At 71.2% G+C, this 22,372-nt stretch carries 19 protein-coding genes; 10 read left to right on the top strand and 9 right to left on the bottom strand.

The genetic code is table 11. The annotated features are described in order from the left end of the window. Window positions 1–4: 4 nt before the first annotated feature. A complete protein-coding gene (gene ispG / locus ACZ3II_RS15950; RefSeq protein ID WP_465518381.1) occupies window positions 5–1,177 on the top strand; it encodes a flavodoxin-dependent (E)-4-hydroxy-3-methylbut-2-enyl-diphosphate synthase in 1,173 nt (390 codons plus the stop codon). Here the strand turns inward: ispG and ACZ3II_RS15945 are convergent. Beyond that, window positions 1,174–2,013 carry a GNAT family N-acetyltransferase gene (locus ACZ3II_RS15945; protein WP_465518380.1) on the bottom strand — a complete coding sequence of 280 codons (840 nt, stop codon included), beginning with the start codon at window positions 2,011–2,013 and terminating at the stop codon, window positions 1,174–1,176. The genes ispG and ACZ3II_RS15945 overlap by 4 nt on opposite strands. A gap of 132 nt (window positions 2,014–2,145) precedes the next feature. Between ACZ3II_RS15945 and ACZ3II_RS15940 the strand changes: the two genes are divergently transcribed. Together ACZ3II_RS15940 and ACZ3II_RS15935 are read left to right on the top strand one after the other, a co-directional pair. Beyond that, window positions 2,146–2,739 (top strand): PadR family transcriptional regulator, encoded by a 594-nt coding sequence (locus ACZ3II_RS15940; RefSeq protein ID WP_465518379.1) that lies wholly within the window; start codon window positions 2,146–2,148, stop codon window positions 2,737–2,739. 101 nt (window positions 2,740–2,840) lie between these two features. Next, window positions 2,841–4,802 (top strand): hybrid sensor histidine kinase/response regulator, encoded by a 1,962-nt coding sequence (locus ACZ3II_RS15935; RefSeq protein ID WP_465518378.1) that lies wholly within the window; start codon window positions 2,841–2,843, stop codon window positions 4,800–4,802. 128 nt (window positions 4,803–4,930) lie between these two features. On the opposite strand, the gene ACZ3II_RS15930 is transcribed toward ACZ3II_RS15935, so the two are convergent. The 7 genes from ACZ3II_RS15930 to ACZ3II_RS15900 form a co-directional block, all read right to left on the bottom strand. Continuing rightward, complete coding sequence (locus tag ACZ3II_RS15930; RefSeq protein ID WP_465518377.1) at window positions 4,931–5,332, bottom strand: hypothetical protein; 402 nt, start codon at window positions 5,330–5,332, stop codon at window positions 4,931–4,933. A gap of 208 nt (window positions 5,333–5,540) precedes the next feature. Further along, on the bottom strand, window positions 5,541–6,521 hold the full coding sequence (locus ACZ3II_RS15925) for an LLM class F420-dependent oxidoreductase (protein WP_465518376.1): 981 nt from the start codon (window positions 6,519–6,521) through the stop codon (window positions 5,541–5,543). 531 nt (window positions 6,522–7,052) lie between these two features. Further along, the gene (locus tag ACZ3II_RS15920) at window positions 7,053–8,120 is read right to left on the bottom strand and encodes an ABC transporter permease (RefSeq protein WP_465518375.1); all 1,068 of its coding nucleotides are present in this window, start codon (window positions 8,118–8,120) and stop codon (window positions 7,053–7,055) included. After that, the gene (locus tag ACZ3II_RS15915) at window positions 8,117–9,010 is read right to left on the bottom strand and encodes an ABC transporter ATP-binding protein (RefSeq protein ID WP_465518374.1); all 894 of its coding nucleotides are present in this window, start codon (window positions 9,008–9,010) and stop codon (window positions 8,117–8,119) included. Before ACZ3II_RS15915 ends, ACZ3II_RS15920 begins: the two co-directional genes overlap by 4 nt. A 67-nt stretch (window positions 9,011–9,077) precedes the next feature. Beyond that, complete coding sequence (locus ACZ3II_RS15910; protein ID WP_465518373.1) at window positions 9,078–9,722, bottom strand: response regulator; 645 nt, start codon at window positions 9,720–9,722, stop codon at window positions 9,078–9,080. Continuing rightward, a complete protein-coding gene (locus ACZ3II_RS15905) occupies window positions 9,719–10,933 on the bottom strand; it encodes a sensor histidine kinase (protein WP_465518372.1) in 1,215 nt (404 codons plus the stop codon). Before ACZ3II_RS15905 ends, ACZ3II_RS15910 begins: the two co-directional genes overlap by 4 nt. Window positions 10,934–10,950: 17 nt before the next feature. After that, the gene (locus tag ACZ3II_RS15900; RefSeq protein ID WP_465518371.1) at window positions 10,951–11,277 is read right to left on the bottom strand and encodes a MerR family transcriptional regulator; all 327 of its coding nucleotides are present in this window, start codon (window positions 11,275–11,277) and stop codon (window positions 10,951–10,953) included. A gap of 554 nt (window positions 11,278–11,831) precedes the next feature. Between ACZ3II_RS15900 and ACZ3II_RS15895 the strand changes: the two genes are divergently transcribed. The 7 genes from ACZ3II_RS15895 to ACZ3II_RS15865 all read left to right on the top strand — a co-directional run bounded on the left by ACZ3II_RS15895 (window position 11,832) and on the right by ACZ3II_RS15865 (window position 22,052). Continuing rightward, window positions 11,832–13,328, top strand: coding sequence for an amino acid permease (locus ACZ3II_RS15895; protein ID WP_465518370.1), 1,497 nt, complete (start codon window positions 11,832–11,834; stop codon window positions 13,326–13,328). Window positions 13,329–13,341: 13 nt separating this feature from the next. After that, window positions 13,342–14,688 (top strand): glutamine synthetase family protein, encoded by a 1,347-nt coding sequence (locus tag ACZ3II_RS15890; protein WP_465518369.1) that lies wholly within the window; start codon window positions 13,342–13,344, stop codon window positions 14,686–14,688. Between the two features lie 18 nt (window positions 14,689–14,706). Next, window positions 14,707–16,068, top strand: a complete 1,362-nt coding sequence (locus ACZ3II_RS15885) for an aldehyde dehydrogenase family protein (protein WP_465518368.1) — start codon at window positions 14,707–14,709, stop codon at window positions 16,066–16,068. Then, window positions 16,069–16,833, top strand: coding sequence for a 3-oxoacyl-ACP reductase (locus ACZ3II_RS15880; RefSeq protein WP_465518367.1), 765 nt, complete (start codon window positions 16,069–16,071; stop codon window positions 16,831–16,833). It begins immediately after the preceding gene. 170 nt (window positions 16,834–17,003) lie between these two features. After that, entirely contained in the window at window positions 17,004–17,699 is a 696-nt protein-coding gene (locus tag ACZ3II_RS15875) for a gamma-glutamyl-gamma-aminobutyrate hydrolase family protein (protein ID WP_465518366.1), read from the top strand. Window positions 17,700–17,702: 3 nt separating this feature from the next. Continuing rightward, complete coding sequence (locus ACZ3II_RS15870; protein WP_465518365.1) at window positions 17,703–18,440, top strand: gamma-glutamyl-gamma-aminobutyrate hydrolase family protein; 738 nt, start codon at window positions 17,703–17,705, stop codon at window positions 18,438–18,440. A 69-nt stretch (window positions 18,441–18,509) separates the two neighbouring features. Next, window positions 18,510–22,052 carry a SpoIIE family protein phosphatase gene (locus ACZ3II_RS15865; protein ID WP_465518364.1) on the top strand — a complete coding sequence of 1,181 codons (3,543 nt, stop codon included), beginning with the start codon at window positions 18,510–18,512 and terminating at the stop codon, window positions 22,050–22,052. Here ACZ3II_RS15865 and ACZ3II_RS15860 read toward each other — a convergent pair. Then, window positions 22,039–22,353, bottom strand: coding sequence for an STAS domain-containing protein (locus ACZ3II_RS15860; protein ID WP_465518363.1), 315 nt, complete (start codon window positions 22,351–22,353; stop codon window positions 22,039–22,041). The genes ACZ3II_RS15865 and ACZ3II_RS15860 overlap by 14 nt on opposite strands. Window positions 22,354–22,372 lie beyond the last annotated feature (19 nt).

Below are 22,372 nucleotides of genomic sequence, written 5' to 3'. Positions count from 1 at the left end.
AGATGTGACTGCGATCAGTCTGGGAATGCCGGCCGTCCCCCCGCCGCCCCTGGCCCCGCGCCGGCAGAGCCGCCAGATCAACGTCGGTGGAGTGCTGGTCGGCGGCGGCGCCCCGGTCAGCGTTCAGTCGATGACCACCACCCTCACCTCGGACGTCAATGCCACGCTGCAGCAGATCGCTGAGCTGACCGCGTCCGGCTGTCAGATCGTCCGGGTCGCCGTGCCGTCCCAGGACGACGTCGAGGCGCTGCCCGCGATCGCCAAGAAGTCGCAGATCCCGGTGATCGCCGACATCCACTTCCAGCCGAAGTACGTGTTCGCCGCGATCGACGCCGGCTGCGCGGCGGTCCGGGTCAACCCGGGCAACATCCGGCAGTTCGACGACAAGGTCAAGGAGATCGCGAAGGCGGCCTCCGCGGCCGGCACCCCGATCCGGATCGGCGTGAACGCCGGCTCGCTGGACAAGCGGCTGCTGGAGAAATACGGCAAGGCCACCGCCGAGGCGCTGGTCGAGTCGGCGCTCTGGGAGTGCTCGCTGTTCGAGGAGCACGGCTTCCGGGACATCAAGATCTCGGTGAAGCACAACGACCCGGTCGTGATGATCCGGGCGTACCGGCAGCTCGCCGAGCAGTGCGACTACCCGCTGCACCTCGGCGTCACCGAGGCCGGCCCGGCGTTCCAGGGCACCATCAAGAGCGCTGTCGCGTTCGGCGCCCTGCTCGCCGAGGGCATCGGCGACACCATCCGGGTCTCGCTGTCCGCCCCGCCGGTCGAGGAGATCAAGGTCGGCAACCAGATCCTGGAGTCGCTGGGTCTGCGCGAGCGCGGCCTGGAGATCGTGTCGTGCCCGTCCTGCGGCCGCGCCCAGGTGGACGTCTACACGCTGGCCGAGCAGGTCACCGCGGCGCTGGACGGGTTCCCGGTTCCGCTGCGGGTGGCCGTCATGGGCTGCGTGGTGAACGGTCCGGGCGAGGCCCGTGAGGCCGACCTCGGTGTCGCCTCCGGCAACGGCAAGGGCCAGATCTTCGTCAAGGGCAAGGTCATCAAGACGGTGCCCGAGTCGATCATCGTGGAGACGCTGGTCGAGGAGGCGCTGCGCCTCGCCGACGAGATGGGCGCCGACCTACCCGACGAGCTGCGCGAGCTGCTCCCCGGCCCGACCGTGACGGTCCACTAGAAGAGCACTGTCGCGAACGAGCCCGCCGAGACGAAGCCACAGCGCGCGTAGACTCGGCGGGCCGCCGTGTTGTAGTCGTTGACGTAGAGACTGACGGTCGGGGCGACCCGCCGCAGCGCGTCCGCCACCACCGCCGCCATCGCGCCCGTGGCCAGGCCGCTGCCCCGATAGTCCGGGTGCACCCAGACGCCTTGCACCTGCGTGGTCCGCCGGGTCACGATCGCCAGTTCGGCCTTGAAGACGACCAGGTCGCCGTCGAACTTCGCGTAGGCGCGTTTCGCTTTCACCAGCTCGGCGATCCGCCGCCGGTAACCCCGCCCGCCGTCGTCCTGCAGCGGCGAGACCCCGACCTCCTCGGTGTACATCGCCACCGCGGCCGGGAAGAGCTGATCGACCTCGGCGGGGCGGACCAGGCGTACCGCGGTGTCCTGCCGCACCAGCGCGTCGCGGTTGGTGACCAGCAGCGGCTGATGTGGCCGCACGTCGCGGGCCGGCCCCCAGTTGCCGCCGAGCCGGTCCCACAGGTCGAGCACCGCCTCGGAGCGGCCGATGATCGACGAACAGATCCGCGGCTCGGCCCCGAGCAGGTCGGCGAAGGCCGCGGTGGCCGGGGGAGTGGCGCCGACCGGCACCAGATGGGCCCCGGACCAGATGATCGACTCGATGTGGCGTCCGGGCTCGTACCCGTAGATCCGCCCGTCGGAACGCCACCAGTTCAGGCCGTGTGCGGCCACCCGCTCCGCGATCTGGGCGCCCGCGTAGGGATCGGCGTCGAGGATCCGCTCGACGACCGCGCGCTCGGGCTCCCCGAGCTGGCGAATGGGCACCGTCAACACAGGTACCAGATTGCCAGATGAGCGCGCTTCGACACGTACCGCGACCCGGGTATCCCGAAAACCCTTGCAGCCGACACGTTGCCGATATATCGTCTAACTATCGACGAAAGAACGGAGAAGATCATGAGGCACATGCACGGAGGACGCGGACACGACTGGATCGGCGAGGCGCGCCGGCGCGGCTTCAACTTCCCGCCCGGTTTCCCCTTCGGCCCCGGCGGTCCTGGCGGCCCCGGTTTCCCGCCGCCCGATTTCGGCGGCCGCCCCGGCCATCGGCGCGGCGGGCGCGGCAGCCGGCAGAACGTCCGGCCCGCCATCCTGGCGCTGCTCCTGGAGCGCCCGATGCACGGCTACGAGATGATCCAGGAGCTCGACTCCCGCACCGGCGGCGTCTGGCGCCCGAGCCCCGGCTCGGTCTACCCGACCCTCCAGCTGCTGGAGGACGAGGGCCTGATCGAGGTGACCGCCGAGGGTGGCCGCAAGAGCTACCGGCTCACCGAGGACGGCCGGCCCGAGGCCGAGACCGCGGCGCAGAATCCGCCGTGGAGCCAGATCGGCGCCGACACGATGTCCCAGGTGCAGGACTTCCGCGATGCGGCGGTCGGCATCATGGGGGCGCTCAAGCAGGTCGGTTTCAGCGGCACTCCCGAGCAGCGGCAGAAAGCGCTCGAGGTGCTCAACGAGACACGGCGCAAGCTCTACGCCATCCTCGCCGAAAGCGAATGACGGCCCACCCGTTGTCCGTGAATCCGCCGCCCCGGCGCCGATCCACGTCCTAGGCTCGGCACTGGTCCTGATGCCGACTGCGACCTGGTGAGGTGCGGGGGTTGAGCGAGCCGTCCGACACCGTGGTGATCGGCCTGCTGGAAGCCGCGCCGGACGCCATCATCGCGATCCGGCCCGACGGCTCGATCGTGGTGGTCAACGCGCAGACCGTCCGGATGTTCGGTTACGAACGCGACGAGCTGCTCGGCCGCTCCATCGAGCTGCTCGTTCCCGAGCGGTTCCGCGGTCACCACCCCGGTCACCGCCGGGACTACCAGCGCGACCCGCAGCCCCGGCCGATGGGCGCCGGTGTACCGCTGGCCGCCCGGCGCAAGGACGGCAGCGAGTTCCCCGCCGAGATCAGCCTGTCCGCGCTGGAGTCCGGCGGCCTGGTGGTCGCCGCGGTCCGCGACGTCAGCGACCGGGTCCGCCGCGAGGCGAAGTTCCGTGGGCTGCTCGAGGCCGCGCCGGACGCCATCGTCGGCGTCGCGGCCAACGGCCGGATCACCCTGGTCAACGCCCAGGCGGAACGCCTCTTCGGCTATCCGCGCAGCGAACTGCTGGGCGAGCCGATCGAGGTGCTCGTCCCCGACTCGGCCCGGGCCGGGCATCCCGGCAAACGCGACCGCTACTTCGCCGACCCCCGCCCCCGGCCGATGGGGTCCGGCCGCCCGCTCGCCGCCCGGCGCAAGGACGGCACCGAGTTCCCCGCCGAGATCAGCCTGTCCGCGCTGGAGACGGAGGACGGCCTGATCGTCTCCGCCGCCATCCGCGACGTCACCGAACGCATCGAGGCCCAGGCCGAACGGCAACGCCTGGAAGCCGCCGCCGAACGCGAACGCCTCGAGGCCCAGCTGCACCAGGCCCGCCGGCTGGAGAGCCTGGGACAGCTGGCCGGCGGGGTCGCGCACGACTTCAACAACCTGCTCGCCGTGATGCTGAACTACACCGGCTTCGTGGCCGACCAGATCCAGGACGCGGCCGACGCCGAACCGGACGGCGCCTGGCCGCAGGCCGCCCGGGACCTGCAACAGGTGCTGCGGGCCGGGCAGCGGGCCACCGAACTCACCCACCAGCTGCTCGCCTTCGGCCGCCGCGAGGTCGTCCGGCCCCGGGTGCTCGACCTGAACGTGGTGATCCGCGAGGTCGAGCAGCTTCTCCTGCGCACCCTCGGCGAGCACATCCGCCTGCACACCGACCTCGAGCCGCGACTCTGGCCGGTCCGGGCCGACCCCGGCCAGATCGAACAGGTCCTGGTCAACCTCGCCGTCAACGCCCGCGACGCGATGCCCGGCGGCGGCACCCTCACCGTCCACACCGGCAATCACACCCTCGGCGCCCGGGAGGCCGCGGAGCTGCATCCACCGGCGCCGCCCGGCCGCTACGTGCGGCTGCGCGTCGCCGACACCGGCACCGGGATCCCGCCCGAGGTGCTGGAACGGGTCTTCGAACCGTTCTTCACCACCAAGGCCGCCGGCGAGGGCACCGGGCTGGGCCTGGCCACCGTCTACGGCATCGTCGCCCAGGCCGGCGGCCACTCCTCCCTGCAGTCCGCGGTCGGCGCCGGCACCACCTTCACCGCCCTGCTGCCGGTCACCGACGAGACCCCGGCCGCCCCCGCCGCGCCGCCCGCGCCCGCCCAGCTCCAGCGCGGCGGCGAGACCATCCTGGTCGTCGAGGACGAGGCCGCCCTGCGCGAGGTCACCGAACGCATCCTGACCCGCAACGGCTACCAGGTGGTCAGTGCGGGCGGCGGCCCCGAAGCCCTCACCCTCGCCGAGGACCCCGCCCTGCACCTCGACCTGCTGCTCACCGACGTGATCATGCCGCACATGCACGGCCAGCAACTGGCCGACCGGATCCGCCGCGTCCGCCCCAGCCTGCCGGTCGTCTACATGTCCGGTTACGCCCAGCCGTTCATCACCGGCGAGGGCACCCTGGACGCCAACACCATCCTGATCACGAAGCCTTTCACCCAGCACGAGCTGCTGGAACGCCTTCGCGAGGCGTTGGACCGGATCTGAAACCCTTTTCCGGTACGGGCCACGCGCGGTCCCGTGGCACCCCGCTGCTGCGGCAGGCGTTCCCTCACCACCGCCGCCGGGTGCTACTCATGCATGCCCCTCGCGGTCACCCCGGGGTCGTTCGCGCGTCAGGGGGTGACTCGGTCAAGCTCATGCCCGGTGACATCCGATAGATCTTGGGCGATCCGCACCGGCGTCTCCTGCTCAAGATCGACGAGGCGCGCGATCTTGGGGGTGCGCCGCCGGATTGCCGGAGCCGGGCGCACAGGTATGGGCGCTCCGTCGATCTTGCGCATCGGGCTCCGGCGTCCGGTGCCCAAGATCGGCACGGCGTTCGTTCCACGGGTTCGTGAACTGTCGTCGTGATGCTGACCGCGCCAGTCGAGTGCTGGACCGGTCATCCTCGACAACCGCGAGCCGAACTCGCTCCGAATGGCGAATCGTTCGCGGTTGCGAAGGTCGAACCGCTCGACGACCAGGACTGCGAACTCGCAGGACCACTCATCGCGCGACGTGGCAACGCTCTGCAACGTGACGTTCCTTCGCGACGTGGCGCCGCTCGGGCCTGGCCACACCTCCACGACGCGGCACAGCTCCGCGAGGTGGCCGCCTCCGCAATGGGCGTTGCTCCGCGACGTGGCACCAATCAGCGGCACGGTACCCGTTCCGCCCGGATGTGCGGCGCGAAACCAGAGCTCTGAGGTGGTCCCCGCTCTACGGTGTGGGGCGGGCGGGAGACTACCGCCCCAGGCCTCCGATCAGATCGAGCAGTGCCGGGAGGCCGCCACGCTCCAGCTCGGGCGTCGGAGTCAGGGCCATGATCGGGACGGTGACACCGGCGTCGGCGTAGGCCTGCACCCGGGCGCGGCACTCCGCCGGCGAGCCGTGCACGATCAGTTCGTCGACCAGGCTGTCCGGGATCGCGGCGAGCGCGCCCTTGCGGTCGCCGGCCTGCCACGCCTGCCACATCGGGGCGAGGATCTCCTCACGGCCGAGCCAGCGGTGGAACGCGGCATAGGCCGGAACGGTCAGGTAGGCGGTGATCATGCGGCGGCCGACCGTACGCGCGTAGGCGGCGTCCTCGGTGGGGATCACGAAGATCCGGGCGGCCACGTCGAAACCGGCCTGCGCCTCCTTGGTCTCGGCCAGCGCGGTGGCGACATCCGAGGCGGCGAGCCAGTTGAGGATCACCCCGTCCGCCTCGGCGGCGGCCAGCCGCAGCATGCCGGGACGCAACGCGGCCAGCATGATCCGCGGCGGGACGGCAGGTGGGCGCTCCAGCCGGAACCGGCGCACCTCGAACGTCGTGAACTTCTCGCTCACCTGCTCACCGGCGAGCGCGGCCCGCAGGAAGCGGAGAACGTCCCGGCTGCGGGCGAACGGCTGCTCGAAGTCGACGGCGTTCCAATCGCCGACCACCACCGGGGAGGACGCGCCGATGCCGAGCTGGAACCGGCCGGGCGCGGCCTCGGCGAGCGCGGCCGCGGTCATCGCCAGAAGGCCGGGCCCGCGGGTGAACACCGGGGCGATCGCGGTGCCGAGCCGCAGCCGCGGCTCCCAGGCGGCGGCCAGCGTCAGCGGGGTGAACCCGTCGGTGCCGTTCACCTCGGCCGACCAGGCGTCGGTGAAACCCGCGTCGGCCAGCGCCGAGAAGACTGCGGCGTGCTCGGAGAGCGGAACGCCGCCGAACGGCACGGTCATGCCCCATCGCATCGACATGCCCATGATCCTGCCGTCCCCGGCGGCACGATGTCCACCGCCTCGCCGATCCCTGTGGACAACCCGGCCCTGTGGACAACCCGGCACACCTGCCGCAACCCGGCGTAGCGTCCCAGCCCTGCTCCGGGACCGGGCGGTTGGGCTTGGATTGTCCGGCCGGCCCATCGCAGGATCAAGCGGCTGCTCGTGGGTGCTGTCTCGGACCGTTGGAGACAGCACCCACGACCAGCCGGAAGACCCTCGGCTGTTTCTCATGGCTGTCTCGACGGGCGGGAGACAGCCATGAGAACCAGCCGCACAAGATCCACCGCCGATCGGGCGAGCTCGTGGCACTCGGGGTGGGTGGCCACCGGTGGGACGGGCTGTGCGTGGCGGCCACCTCAGGATCAGGAGCGCGGTCGGGCTGCAGGAAGGACTTCGGGTGGCGGCTTGCGAGGTGAGTGGTGGTCACGGGCGTGGGCTTGTCCCGTACCCCGGAAAGGGGTGAGCGCGGCCCGGCGGAATCGCCGGACCGCGCGGGGGAGCCGGTGGTCAGCTGACCGTCGTGGGGTTTCGCCAGGCGGTGGCGAAGGAGGTGCGGCCGTTGGTGCGCAGCAGTGAGCCCTCGTAGATGCGTGCCCCCGCGATCAACGTGACCACGCTGGTGAGGAGGAGCAGGGCGAGGGCGACGAACGGCTCCCAGGCGGCGGCTTCGCCGTTGAAGAGGCGGACGGGCATGGCGACCGGGGCGGAGAACGGGATGTAGGACAGGATCGTCATCGCTGTCTGGTTCGACTGCAGGGTGAGGACCAGGAAGAACGGGGCCATCACGACGAGTTGCAGCGGCGCCGAGGTGCCGTTGATGTCCTCCACCCGGGCGGCGAGGGCGCCGACGCCGGCCCAGAGGGTGGCCAGCATCAGGAAACCGATCATGAAGAACGGCAGGAACCAGCCGATCGCCGGGAGCAGGGCGTCGATCAGGGGGGAGCCGGCGCCGCCGACCCGCATGCCGATCATGGCGACGATGGCGATCAGGGCGAGTTGGCCGAAGGCGAGCAGCGTCATGGCGAAGACCTTGCCGACCAGCAGGGCCCGGACCGGGACGCTGGAGACCAGGATCTCGACGATGCGGGTCTGCTTCTCCTCGACGACGCTCTGCGCGATCTGCACGCCGAACAGCAGCGTGGTGAAGAAGAAGAGCATGGACAGGACGAACGGTACGAGGAAACGTGCGGCCTGGTCGACCACGTCCGGTTCGAGGAAGTCGACCGGGGGCGAGGTGCTGAGCGCGGCGACCACGTCCTGTGGCGCCTCGTCCAGGGCGAGGACCCGCGGGCCGTCGATCACCGCGGCCGTGACCTCCTCGTCGCGGACGAGTTGTTCGGCGGCGGCCCGGTCGGCGACGGTGCGGACTTCCAGGCCGGCCTTCTCGAGGGCGGCGACGTGGGTGGCGCCGACCGCGGCGACCTTGGTGGGCCCGCTTTCCATCAGCGCCGGCAGGACCACCCCGAGGGCGCTGAACAGGAGCAGGAACACCGTGCTGAACAGGAAGGTCTTGTCGCGGAGCTTGACCCGGATCTCCCGGCCGGCGACCAGTTTGGCGGCTTGGAACGTGGTCACTGGATGACCTCCCGGAAGATCTCGGCGAGCGAGGGGCGGACGGGGGCGAAGGCGCGGACCGGGCCGCGGGTGAGGGCGGCGCGCAGGACGGACTGTTCGTCGGTGTCCGGGTCCAGGTCGAAGACGGCGCGGGGGCCGTCGAGTTCGATCAGGGTGACGCCGGGCTGGTCGCGTACCCAGCCGGCGTCGGTGTCCACCTCGAGGGTGAAGCGGGGCAGCGTGTAGCGGCTGCGGAGCCGGTCGCGGGAGCCGGCCGCGCGGATCGTCCCGTCCGCGATGATCACCAGGTCGTCGCAGAGGCGTTCGACCAGGTCGAGCTGGTGGCTGGAGAAGAGCACGGCGGCGCCGGCGCGGGCCCGTTCGCGGAGCACCGCGAGGACGTTGTCGACGGCGAGCGGGTCGAGGCCGGAGAACGGCTCGTCGAGGACCAGCAACTCCGGGTCGTGGACCAGGGCGGCGGCGATCTGGGCGCGTTGCTGGTTGCCCAGGGACAGTTTCTCCACCAGGTCGCCGGCGCGTTCGCTCAGTTCGAGCCGTTCCAGCAGGGCGGTGGTGCGGTTGCGGGCGTCGGTGTGGCTGAGCCCGTGGAGCCGTCCGAGGTAGACGATCTGCTCGCCGACGGTCATCTTCGGGTACAGGCCGCGTTCCTCGGGCATGTAGCCGAACCGCTGCCGGTGTTCGCGGGTCACCGGGGCGCCGTTCCAGGTCACCGTCCCGGTGTCGGCGGCGAGCACGCCGAGGACGATCCGCATGGTGGTGGTCTTGCCGGCGCCGTTCGCGCCGACGAAGCCGGTGAGGCGCCCGGGGTCCACGGTGAACGAGACGTCCTTGAGGACGTGGCGTTCGCCGAAGGACCGGTTCACGGCATCGACGTTCAGGACGGGGTTCATGACCATGACGCTAGACGCGGGTCGATGCCGTGTCGTCCGGCTGCGGGAGGTCCTCCGCAAGGAGGACCTAAGTGCGGGGACGTACGACCCCGAGCTCGTACGCCATGACCACGGCCTGGGTCCGGTCGCGGGCGCCGATCTTCATCAGTACCCGGCTGACGTGTGTCTTCACCGTCGTCTCGCCGAGGCGCAGGGTGGCCGCGATCTCCGCGTTGGTGGCCCCGCCCGCGAGGAGGACCAGCACCTCGTGCTCGCGCGGGGTGAGCTGGTCGAGGCGCACACCGGCGGCCGCGGGCGCGGTGAACGTGGAGATGACCCGCCGGGTGACGGCCGGCGCGAGCAGCGCCTCCCCGGCGGCGACGACCCGGATCGCCTCGGTCAGCGCCTCCGGGGTGCCGTTCTTGAGCAGGAATCCGCTGGCCCCGGCGCGGAGCGCGTCGAACAGGTAGTCGTCCCGGTCGAAGGTGGTCAGGATCAGCACCGACGGCCCGCATTCCGCGGCGATCCGGCGGGTGGCGTCGAGGCCGTTCATGCCGGGCATCTCGACGTCCATCAGCACCACGTCGGGCCGTAGGCGCAGCGCCATGTCGACGGCCTGGACGCCGTCGGCAGCCTCGCCGGCCACGGTGATGTCGTCCTCCATCTCGAGGATGACCCGGAACCCGGTCCGCACCAACTGGTGGTCGTCGGCGAGCAGCACGCTGATGCTCACGCGGCGACTCCCGCCGGGTAGGGGAGGCGGGCCCGGACCCGGTACCCGCCGCCCGGCTGGTTGCCGTGTTCGAGGGCGCCGTCGTGCACGGTGACCCGTTCCCGCATGCCGACGAGGCCCATCCCGCCGCCGGTCGCGGGGCCGCCCCGGCCGTCGTCGCTCACGTCGAGCTCGAGTTCGCCGCTGAGGTAGCGGACCCGGACGTCGAGTTCCCGGGCGTGGGCGTGTTTGAGGGTGTTGGTCACCGCCTCCTGGACGATCCGGTAGGCGGCCAGCGACAGCGATTCGGGCAGCGGCACCGGATCACCGTAGACGGCGTAGCGGACGGTCAATCCGGCCTCCCGGGCCCGGTCGGTGATCTCCGGGAGCCGGTCGATGCCGGCCGGCGTGGCCTGTTCCTCGACCGCGTCGCCGGCGCGCAGCGCGCCCAGCATCCGCCGGAGTTCGGCGACGGCGGTCCGGGCGCCCTCCTCGATCGCGGCGAGCGCGGTCCGGGCGCGGGCCGGGTCCTTGTCGAGGGCGCGGCGGCTGGCGGAGGCCTGGATGCCCATCACCGACACGTGGTGGGCGACGACGTCGTGCAGTTCCCGGGCGATCCGCACCCGCTCCCGGAAGACGGCCTGGTCGGAGGCGAGGGCGTGGGCGGCCGTCAGCTCGGCGGTCTGGGTGACGAGCGCGTCGTGGCGGCGGGCGTTCTGCCACACCGCGTCGCCCATCAGGTAGCAGAACGCGAAGAAGGCGGCGTTCACCACCAGCGAGTTGAAGGCGATGGAGGCCCGTTCGGCGGCGCTGTCGAACCGCCCGCCGAACAGGATGAAGGTGACGGCGAGCCAGGCGAACATCGTGACGACGATGCCGATCCGCAGGTAGCGGGAGCGGCGCCGGTTCCGGCCCCAGGCGCCCAGGGCGTAGATCGCGGCGAACAGGGCCCCGGAGGTGACCTGCTGTTCCTGGGAGCCGCGGAACTGGCCGCCGATGTAGGCCACGGCGATCACGACGGCGACCACGTCGGGGTGGCTGCGGCGGAACATCAGCGGCAGGGTGGTCGCGAGCACCCAGCAGATCTGTTCCGGGAGGGCGGCGGCGTACTCGGTTTCGAGTATCCCGGCGCCGCGGGCGAGGAAGAGGTTGACGACCGCGAGCGCGGCCACCGCCAGTCCGATCCCGAGGTCGGTACGCCGTTGCCGGGCGTCGAGGGTCACCGATGCCATGGGGTGACCATCGCACGTCAGTCGCGGCGTGTCTGTGTCGGGATGCTGGCGTCCTGGTCGGCGGTGATCTTGCCGCCGAGTTGGCGGATGCGGTGGTGGGCGGCTTCCAGGCGGTCCTCGAGGGTGACGATGCGGCAGGCGGCGGCGAGCAGGAAGCCCTCGTCGAGCAGCACCCGGACCCGGGCGGCCAGGTCGAGCTGGTGGCGGGAGTACCGGCGGTGGCCGCCTGACGAGCGTTCCGGCTCGATCAGGCCGGTGCCGTCGAGGCTGCGGAGGAAGGCCGCTGTCACACCGATGGTCTCGGCGGCACGGCCCATGCTGAAAACCGGACTGTCGCGGTCCATGCGGTACATCAAGACATAGTCCAGGGCCCCGGCGGGTAACCGGGGCCCTGGATTTTCAATTCTTGTGCCGGTCTTCGCCGGCGCAGGTGGTCGACCAGCTGCGTGCCGCTAGCTGTCGACCGGAGTGATGGGCATCGGCTGCGATCACCTCATGTCGGGCCGGGGACGTCTTGATTACGCGTTGCTGCGGTATCTCGTCCTCCTCCTCCAACTAAGCGACAGTGCCAGTTGCGTTGCCGGCCGTGGCCGACTCATCAAATGTAGGCCGGTCCCCGGCAGATTTCTAGAGTCGCCGCTGTAGATTTTTTCCGGCAAAAGTCTGACTGACCTGCGGGAACGCTGGACGGAGAAGGCGGCGGCGCGGGGCGGGCGCTGTGCCGAGAGAGAGGTGACCGCGCCCCGCGCCGCCGACCCGGAGGGAGGCCCGGATGCCGTCGAGAGTCCCATCGGCGCCGGGCGCGCGGCAACGCAATTAACGCTACGCATTGACTGCCGTAACACAGTGGAGCAAAGATCATCGCATCAGTGGCTCAGGTCACACAGGAGGTGCGTTGATGAGTACCGACGAAGAACGACTCGCTCAACTCGGATACAAACAGGAACTCCACCGCCGGTTGTCCGGCTTCTCCAACTTCGCCGTCTCCTTCTCGATCATCTCGATCCTGGCCGGGGCGATCACCTCGTACGGCATCGCGATGAAGGCCGGCGGCCCGGTCGCGATCACCCTGGGCTGGCTGTTCGTCGGCATCATGGTGACCTTCGTGGCCATGGCCATGGCCGAGGTCTGCTCCGCCTATCCGACCGCGGGCGCCCTCTACTGGTGGGCGGCCGCACTGGCCAAGAAGAACAAACCCGCGTGGGCCTGGTTCATCGGCTGGTTCAACTTCCTCGGCGAGGTGGCGGTCACCGCTGCCATCGACTTCGGCGCGGCCATCACCACCGCGGCGTTCCTCAGCCTCACCTTCGGGCTGGAGGTGACGACCCTCGCCACGTTCCTGATCTTCCTGGTGATCATCGTCGTGCACGGGTTGCTGAACACCTTCGGCGTCAACCTGGTGCGGGTGCTCTCCGACGTGAGCGCGTGGTGGCACCTGGTCGGCGTCGCGGTGATCGTCGGGATCCTGGTGGTCGTACCGGACCAGCACAAACCCATCGCCGAGGTGTTCACCGAGGTCTACAACGCGACCGGGTTCACCTTCGCCGGGGCGGGGGTGTACGCGGTGCTCATGGGCCTGCTGATGGCGCAGTACACGTACACCGGGTATGACGCCTCCGCGCACGTCGCCGAGGAGACCCATGACGCCGCCAACGCCGCGCCCCGGGGCATCGTGATGTCGGTGGTGGTCTCGGTGGTCGCCGGGTTCGTCCTGCTGGTCGCGATCACCTGGTCCATCAAGGACTACGAGGGCGCTCTCGGCACCGATCTGGGCCTGCCGCCGGCCCAGATCTTCATCGACGCGGTCGGGCACGACCTGGGCGTCTTCCTGCTCTTCATCTGCATGGTCGCGCAGTGGTTCTGCGGCATGGCCTCGGTCACCGCGAACTCCCGGATGTCGTACGCCTTCGCCCGCGACGACGCGATCCCCGGTTCGCGGCTCTGGAAGAAGGTCAACCCCCGTACCGGTACGCCCACCAACTCCATCTGGCTGTGCGTGACCCTCTCCACGATCCTGGTCCTGCCGTCGCTCTGGAACACCGTGGCGTACGCCGCCGCCACCTCGATCGCGGTGATCGGCCTCTACATCGCCTACGTGGGCCCGGTTCTGCTGCGCCGGCTCAACCCGGACTTCCAGCCCGGCCCGTGGAATCTCGGGAAATGGAGTGCCCCGATCGGCTGGATCGCGATCGTCTGGGTAGGTGTCATCTGCGTCCTCTTCGTGCTCCCGCCGGCTTCTCCGATCACCGCGGAGACCTTCAACTACACGATCGTCGCGGTGGCGGTGGTGCTCGGCGCGGCAGCGATCTGGTGGTTCGCGAGCGCCCGGAAGTGGTTCACCGGGCCGAAGCAGAACCTCCTGGAGAAGGCCGCCCACGGCGAGCCCACCGACTGATAGGACTGACGACATGGATCTCGAGGAGCTCGACGTATCCGTCGACAACGGCGGCATCGACACGGTGCTGCTGGCCCTGACCGACATGCAGGGCCGTCTGCAGGGCAAACGGCTGCACGGACGGTATTTCCTGGACGAGGTGGTGTCCGGTGGCAGCGAGGGATGCAACTACCTGCTCGCCGTCGACGTGGACATGAACACCGTCGACGGGTACGAGATGTCCTCCTGGTCCACCGGCTACGGCGACTTCGTGATGAAGCCGGACTTCAGCACGCTGCGCCGGGTCCCGTGGCAGCCCGGCACCGCGCTGGTGCTGGCCGACCTGCTGGACACGTCCGGGCAGCCGGTGCCGGCCTCACCCCGGCAGATCCTGCGCCGCCAGCTGGACCGGCTGGCGGCGCACGGGCTGACCGCGTTCGCCGGGACCGAGCTGGAGTTCGTCCTCTACCGGGACAGTTACGAGGCGGCGTTCACCAAGGGCTACCGCGATCTGACGCCGGCCAACCAGTACAACGTGGACTACTCGCTGCTCGGCACCGCCCGGGTGGAGCCGCTGCTGCGCCGGATCCGCAACGAGATGTACGGCGCCGGCCTGCTCCCGGAGAGCGCCAAGGGGGAGTGCAACCTCGGTCAGCACGAGATCGCCTTCCGGTACGCCGACGCGCTCACCGCCGCCGACAACCACGTTATCTACAAGAACGGGGCGAAGGAGATCGCCGCGCAGGAGGGCATGGCGCTCACCTTCATGGCCAAGCCCAACGAGCGCGAGGGCAACTCCTGCCACATCCACTTCTCGCTGCGGGACGAGAACGGCAGGTCCGCCATGCTCGGCGACGGGCCGGCCCATCTCAGCGAGACCGGGCAGCGGGTGCTGGCCGGGCTGCTGGCCACGATGCGCGAGTTCAGCCTGCTGTTCGCGCCGAACATCAACTCGTACAAGCGGTACCAGCCGGGCTCGTTCGCACCGACCGCGCTGCGCTGGGGCGTCGACAACCGGACGTGCGCGCTGCGGATCGCCGGGCACGGGCAGGGCATGCGGGTGGAGAACCGGGTGCCGGGCGGCGACGTGAACCCGTACCTGGCGATCGCCGCGCTGGTCGCCGGGGCGCTGCACGGCATCGAGAACGAGCTGACGCTGGAGGACGAGTTCCGCGGCAACGCCTACCACGACGAGACGGCCGGGCGGGTGCCCGGGACACTGCGGGAGGCGCACGACCTGTGGGCGGCCAGCGAGATCGGGGCGGCGGCGTTCGGGGCGGACGTGGTGGCCCACTACGCCAACATGGCACGGGTGGAAATGGCCGCCTACGACGCCGTGGTCACCGACTGGGAGCTGCGACGCGGCTTCGAGCGCCTCTGAGTGTGTGAGGATCTCGGCGTGGGGACGACAGACGTGATCAACCCGGCGACGGGGGCGGTCTTCACGACCGTACCGTCGCTGGGCCTGGATGAGACCGATGCGGCGATCGACCGTGCGGCGAAGGCCTTCGGTGAGTGGCGCCGGGTGACGCCCGGTGACCGGGCGCGGCTGCTGCGCCGGTTCGCCACGGTGGTCGAGGAGAAGCTGGAGGAGCTGGCACTTCTCGAGGTACGCAACGCCGGTCACACGATCGGCAACGCGCGCTGGGAGGCGGGCAACGTCCGGGATGTCCTGAACTACTACGCGGGCGCCCCGGAACGCCTCTCCGGCCGGCAGATCCCGGTGGCCGGCGGCGTCGACGTGACCTTCCACGAGCCGCTCGGCGTGGTCGGGATCATCGTGCCGTGGAACTTCCCGATGCCGATCGCCGGCTGGGGGTTCGCCCCGGCGCTCGCGGCCGGCAACACCGTGGTGCTGAAACCGGCCGAGCTGACCCCGCTGACCGCGATCCGCCTCGGCGAGCTGGCCCTCGAAGCGGGCCTGCCGGAGAACGTGTTCCAGGTGCTGCCGGGCAAGGGCAGCGTGGTGGGTCAGCGGTTCGTCACCCATCCGGCGGTGCGCAAGGTCTGCTTCACCGGCTCCACGGCGGTCGGCAAGTCGATCATGGCGGGCTGTGCCGACCAGGTGAAACGGGTGACCCTGGAGCTGGGCGGCAAGAGCGCCAACATCATCTTCGCGGATTCCGACCTTTCGGTTGCGGCTGCCGCCGCGCCCGGCGCGGTCTTCGACAATGCGGGCCAGGACTGTTGCGCCAGGTCACGGTTGTTGGTCGAGGCTTCGGTGTACGACGAGTTCCTCGCCCTTCTCGAACCGGCCGTCAAGAAGTTCCGGGTATTGGACCCTTCCAGTGATTCGTCCGAGATGGGCCCGCTGATCTCGTCCGGTCAGCGTGACGCCGTCGCCTCCTATGTGGACGGGGCTGACGTGGCGTTCCGGGGTGAGGCTCCGGACGGGGGCGGCTGGTGGTTCCCGCCGACGGTGTTGCTGGCCCGTGAGGCGTCCGACCGGCACTGGCGTGAGGAGATCTTCGGCCCGGTGGTGAGCGTGCTGCCGTTCCGGGACGAGGAGGAAGCCATCCGGCTCGCCAACGACACCGAATACGGGTTGTCGGGCTCGATCTGGACCCGGGACGTGGGCCGGGCGCTGCGCGTCTCGCGGGCCGTGGAGACCGGCGCGCTCAGCGTCAACAGCAACTCCTCGGTGCGCTACTGGACCCCGTTCGGTGGCATGAAACAGTCCGGCCTCGGGCGCGAGCTGGGACCGGACGCACTGCTGTCCTTCACGGACGTGAAGAACGTGTTCCTGGCTACGGGAGATTAAGTGGATCGTTTGCAGGACCGGGTCGCCGTGATCACCGGCGCCGGTAGCGGTATCGGATTGGCGACGGCCCGGCGGTTCGCCGCCGAGGGCGCCCTCGTGGTGGCCGTGGACATCTCGGAGGACGCCGGCAAGGCCGTCGCCGAGGAGGTCGGCGGCGAGTTCGTGGCCTGCGACGTCAGCGACGAGGAGCAGGTCAAGGCGCTCTTCGACGGGGTCGCGCAGCGGCACGGCCGGGTCGACATCGCCTTCAACAACGCCGGCATCTCGCCGCCGGACGACGACTCGATCCTGGTCACCGGCCTGGACGCGTGGGAGCGCGTGCTCAAGGTCAACACCACGAGCGTCTTCTTCTGCTGCAAGTACGCGATCCCGCACATGCAGCGGCAGGGCAAGGGCTCGATCATCAACACCGCGTCGTTCGTCGCCCTGCTCGGCGCCGCGACCTCGCAGATCGCCTACACCGCCAGCAAGGGCGGCGTGCTGGCGATGACCCGGGAGCTGGGCGTCCAGTTCGCCCGGGAGGGCATCCGGATCAACGCGCTCTGCCCCGGCCCGGTGGCCACCCCGCTGCTGATGGAGTTGTTCGCCAAGGACCCGGAGCGGGCCGCCCGCCGGCTGGTGCACGTGCCGATGGGCCGGTTCGCCGAACCCGCGGAGATCGCCGCCGCGGTGGCGTTCCTGGCCAGCGACGACGCGTCGTTCATGACGGCCTCGCAGTTCGTCGTCGACGGCGGCATCACCGGAGCGTATGTAACTCCGCTGTGAAGGTTTACGAACCCGCTACGGTGGGGATGGAACCTCATACGCCCAGTTCAACAAGGTGTGTGGGGTCGAATCCCCGCCCGTTCGGTCGAGTCCCCGCGCGGGTGGGACAGAAGGGCCCGTGACGCGGCGCCGGTTCTCCGGCGCCGCGCGCCTGTGACTACGGTGGTGCGATGCGTCCGATCATCGGCATAACGTCCTATGTGCTTCCTGCCACGTGGGGCGTCTGGACCGATCTGCCCAGCGCGCTGGTGCCGCACGACTACGCCGAGGCGGTGCGGCTGGCCGGTGGCCGGGCGGTGCTGCTGCCGCCGGACGACCTCGACGCCGACGTGCTGCGGCGGCTGGACGGCCTGGTGCTCTCCGGCGGTCCGGACCTCGAGCCGTCGCTGTACGGCCAGCGGCCCGGCCCGTGGACCGTGACCCACCCCGAGCGGGACGCCGCCGAGCTGCTGCTGCTCCGCGCGGCCCTGGACCGCGACATGCCGGTGCTCGCCGTGTGCCGTGGCATGCAGCTGCTCACCGTCGCGGCCGGCGGCGCCCTGCACCAGCACCTGCCGGACGTGCTCGGCCACGAGAAGCACCGGCCGGCCCCGGGGGTGTACGGCTCCCAGTCGGCCGGGTTCGCGCCCGGCAGCCGGATCGCCGCCCTGATGGGTGACGACACGACCATCAACTGCTTCCACCACCAGGGCGTCGCCGATCCCGGCTCGCTGACGGTGACCGGATGGGCCTCCGACGGCCTGCCCGAGGCGGTCGAGGATCCGCGGCGGCGGTTCGTGCTCGGGGTGCAGTGGCACCCCGAGGTGGGCCGTGACCGCCGGCTCTTCGGCGCCCTGGTGGCGGCGGCGACCGAAGGAGATCCCTGAGACATGCGCAGACCGCTGATCGGCCTGACCGCCTACGCCGAACAGGTGCGGTACGGCCGTAACGACCTGATGGCCGGAATGCTCCCGATGACCTACGTGAAGGCGGTGCACGCCGTCGGTGGCCGGGCCGTCCTGATCACCCCCGACGACCCGGGCACCGACGTGATCGAGTCGCTCGACGGGATCGTGTTCTGCGGGGGCGGGGACATCGATCCGGCGAACTGGGGCGCCCCGCCGCACCCCGCCACCGAGGTGGACAAGGTCCGCGACATCTCCGAGCTGATGCTGATGCGCGCCGCCCTGGCGGCCGGCCTGCCGATGCTCGGCGTCTGCCGGGGCATGCAGCTGATGGCCGTGGCCACCGGTGGCTCGCTGCACCAGCACCTGCCCGACCTGGTCGGCCACGAAGGGCACCGGGCCGCCACCGGCACCGACCCGCTCGCCGCCGGCGCCTCCGACTACGGCAGGCACGACGTGGTCGTCGAGAACGACTCGCTGGCGCACCGGCTGTTCGGCCGCTCCCTCACGGTGAACTCGTTCCACCATCAGGCGGTCGCCGATCCGGGTGAGTTCCTCCCGGTCGGCTGGTGCCCGGACGACCGGGTGGTGGAGATCGTCGAGCACCCCGGCCAGCCGTTCGCGCTGGGCGTGCAGTGGCACCCCGAGCGCACCTCCGACCTGCGGTCGTTCGCCGCGCTGGTGGAGGCTGCGGTGCGCGGCCGGGCGGTCGCGGCGGCCTGACGTTCCGGGCGCTGCCGCTCGCGCGGTGTTACCGTGCCTGGCGGATCCCGGTGACTTCAGGAGGCACGCATGGGCGCCCTGCCGAGGCGGCTGAGCAACGCCTTCGCGAGGGGCGGCGAGATGGGCGCCCGGATGTCCGCCCTGGACTGGTCCGGCACCCCGGTCGGGGATCCGTCCTCGTGGCCGCGCGAGCTGGTCGACGCGGTCGCCACGCTGCTGGCCTCACGAGCCCAGATCGCCCTGTTCTGGGGCCCGGAGTACGTGACGTTCTACAACGACACCTACGCCGAGGTGATCGGCGGCAAACATCCCGGCTTCCTGGGGCGCCCGGGCCGGGAGCTGTGGGGCGAGATCTGGGACGTGCTGCACGAGCTGTTCGACGGGGTGATCGGCAACGACCGGTCGTTCTACGCCCGGGACCACCTGTTCATGATCGAGCGGTACGGGTTCCTCGAGGAGACCTACTTCGACATCTCGTACGACCCGGTCCGTTCGGACTCCGGGGTGCCCACCGGGGTGCTGTGCCTGGTCAGCGAGACGACCGGGCGGGTGCTCGGCGAGCGCCGGGTGCGGGCCCTCAGCGCCCTGGGCCGGCGCCTGGCCGGCTCGCCCGACGAGATCGCGCTCGCCGCCGACGCCTCCGCCGTGCTCACCGGTGACGCCGAGGACGTGCCGTTCGCCGCGCTGATCCTGGACGACCCCGACCCGCACCCGGCGATCCGGGCGGTGATCACCTCCGGGCGGCCGGGCCGGATCCCGCTGGCCGAGGTGAGCCGGCCGGTCCCGTCGGCCGCGGACGAGGCGCTGGTCCTGCCGGTCCGGGCGGGCGCCGACACGGCCGGGGCGCTGGTCCTCGGGGTCAGCCGGTACCTCGCCCTGGACGACGCCTACCGGGACTTCCTCGACCTCGCGGCGGCCCAGATCGCGCGGGCGCTGGCCAACCTCCGGGCGTACGAGCAGGAGCGCCGCCGGGCCGCCGAGCTGGCCGTGCTGGACCAGGCCAAGACCAACTTCTTCTCGAACGTGAGCCACGAGTTCCGTACCCCGCTGACCTTGATCCTCGGTCCGCTGGAGGACCTCCTCGACGACCCGGCGGTGGCCGGGCCGCTGCACGACCGCCTGGTCCCGGTGCACCGCAACGGGTTGCGCCTGCTCAAACTGGTCAACACGGTGCTGGACTTCTCCCGGATGGAGTCCGGCCGGGCCCGCGCCGTCTACCGGCCCACCGACCTGGCCGGGCACACCGCCCGGCTGGCGCAGACGTTCCGGCCGGCCATCGAGCGGGCCGGGCTGACCCTCGCCCTGGACACCCCGCCGCTCGCCGAGCCGGTCCACGTCGACCATGAGCTGTGGGAGAAGATCGTCTTCAACCTGCTCTCCAACGCGGTGAAGTTCACCCGGGAGGGCGGCATCGAGGTGTGCGTCCGGTCCGCCGAGGGAGGGGCCGAGCTGATCGTCCGGGACACCGGCGTCGGCATCCCCGAGGAGGAGCAGAGCAGGCTCTTCGACCGGTTCCACCGGGTCACCGGGGCCTGGTCACGCAGTCACGAGGGCACCGGGATCGGGCTGGCGCTGGTCCGCGAGCTGGCTGGGCTGCACGGCGGCTCGGTCGTGGTGCGCAGCCGGCCGGGGCAGGGCAGCGAGTTCACCGTGCGCATCCCGTACGGGACCGCTCATCTCCCGGCCGCCCGGGTCAGCGACGATGCGGCGCCGCCCGGCGACCCGGTCGAACCGCGGCTGTGGGTGGACGAGGCGACCTGGTGGGCCGGCGACGGGCCGGACCTGCCGCAGCCGGTGCCCGGGGCGCGCGGCGGGCGGATCCTGTTCGCCGACGACAACGCCGACCTGCGGGAGCACGTGTCCCGGCTGCTACGGCCGTACTGGCAGGTGGCGGCCGCGGTGGACGGGGTGGCGGCTCTCGAGCTCGCCCGGGAGCAGCAGTTCGACCTGGTGCTCACCGACGTGATGATGCCCCGGCTGGACGGGTTCGGCCTGATCGCCGCGCTGCGGGCGGACCCGCGTACCCGCGATGTCCCGATCGTGGTGCTCTCCGCCCGGGCCGGCGAGGAGGCGGCCGTCGAGGGTCTCGCCGCCGGCGCCGACGACTACCTGGTCAAGCCGTTCTCCACCCGGGAGCTGATCGCCCGGGTCCGGGCCAACCTGGAGCTCGGCCAGCTGCGCCGGGAGATCGTCAGCCGGCTGCGCGGGCTGGCCGACGCCGCGGTCGCCCTGAACGCGGTCCCGACCACCGGCGAGGTGCTCGACGTCGCGGCCCGGCACGTGCAGGCCATGACGTCAGCCGGACGGGTGGTGCTGACCACGCCGGAGGGACGGGCCGAACGCGACGGCGGCGCGCCCGCCTCGGCGCCGCCGGACGTGACGCTGCCGCTGCCGGACACCAGCGGGCCACCGCTGGGCGAGCTGCTCGTCTGGTCCGGCTCCGGCGAGCCGGCCGATCCGGCGGTGCTCACCCAGCTGGCCCGGCTGATCGGGCTGCGGCTGGCCAACGCCCGGCTCTACGAGACCGAGCACCGGATCGCGTCCACCCTGCAGCACAGCCTGCTGCCGCAGACCCTGCCGCGGGTGCCGGGCGCCATCGTGGCCGGGCGGTACGTGCCGGGCAGCAGCGAGGCCCGGGTCGGCGGCGACTGGTACGACGTGATCGCCGGCCCGGACGGCGAGTTGTTCCTGGTCATCGGCGACGTGGTCGGCAAGGGCGTGCAGGCCGCCGCGGGGATGGGCCAGCTGCGCAACGCGCTCCGGGCGTACCTGCTGGAGGGCTTCGACTGCGGCACCGCGCTGAGCCGCCTGAACCGGCTCGTCGACACGCTGGGGCGGCGGCAGTTCGCGACGGTCCTCTGCGTCGGGTTCGACCCGCGCACCCGCCGGGTGTGGTTCTCCTCGGCCGGGCACCCGTCGCCGGTGCTGTGCCCGCCGGGCGAGCTGGGCACCTTCCTGTACGACACCGCGCTCGGCCCGCCGATCGGGGCGCTCGCCTCGGTCAGCTATCCGACCCGGGAGACCTGGCTGACCGCCGGCACCCGGCTGCTGCTCTACACCGACGGGCTGATCGAGGACCGCCGGCAGGGCATCGACGACGGTCTCGCCGAACTGACCGTGGACGTCGCGAAACCCACCGAGCACGTCGACGACCTGCTGGACACGCTGCTGGCCAAGGCGCTCCGGCGGACCCGCCGCGACGACATCGCCCTGGTCGCCCTGGAGGTCACCGAGCCGCGCGAGTTCGTGCTGCGGCTGCCCGCCGACCCGGGCCGGCTGACCGCGCTGCGCCGCCGGCTGGAGGACTTCCTGACCGCCCACGGTGTCGCCGAGGCCGACGCCTTCGACCTGGTGATGGCGGTCTCCGAGGCGGCCGCCAACGCGATCGAGCACCCGGTCGACCCGGCCGAGCCGGTGATCACCGTGACGGCGTCCTGGCAGCCGGACGCGGTGCTGGTGACCGTCCGCGACACCGGCAACTGGCGGCCCGCCACCGAGCCGGGCTTCCGCGGCCGCGGCCTCGCACTGATCGGCGCGCTCACCGAGCTGTCGGTGCACCGCTCCCCGGCGGGCACCGAGGTGACCCTGCGGCGGCCGCTCAGCCCGCCGTGAGCCAGGGCTGGGAGCCCAGCCCGGAGATGTCCAGGACCCGCTGCACCCGCTCCGACGGCAGCACCTCGAGCGTGCCCGGGTAGTGCTCGGCCAGGCGGACCAGGGTGTGGATGGCGGCCGAGTCGAAGAAGGTGACCGCCCGCAGATCCACGGTGGCGGCCCGGGCCGTGCCCGGCGTGGCGACCCGGAAGAGATCCCCGGCGGTCGCCATGTCGACCTCGCCGGTCACCGTCACGGTGACGCGGTCGCCGTCGACCTCGCCCACCGCGGAGAAGTCCGGGTCCGCACCCTCTTGATCCACCAGAACACGATTTCACAGG

Source organism: Actinoplanes sp. NPDC019969 (genome assembly GCF_055562375.1).
Note: the sequence above shows the minus strand (reverse complement) of the source record. Positions and strands in the feature narration are given on the sequence as shown.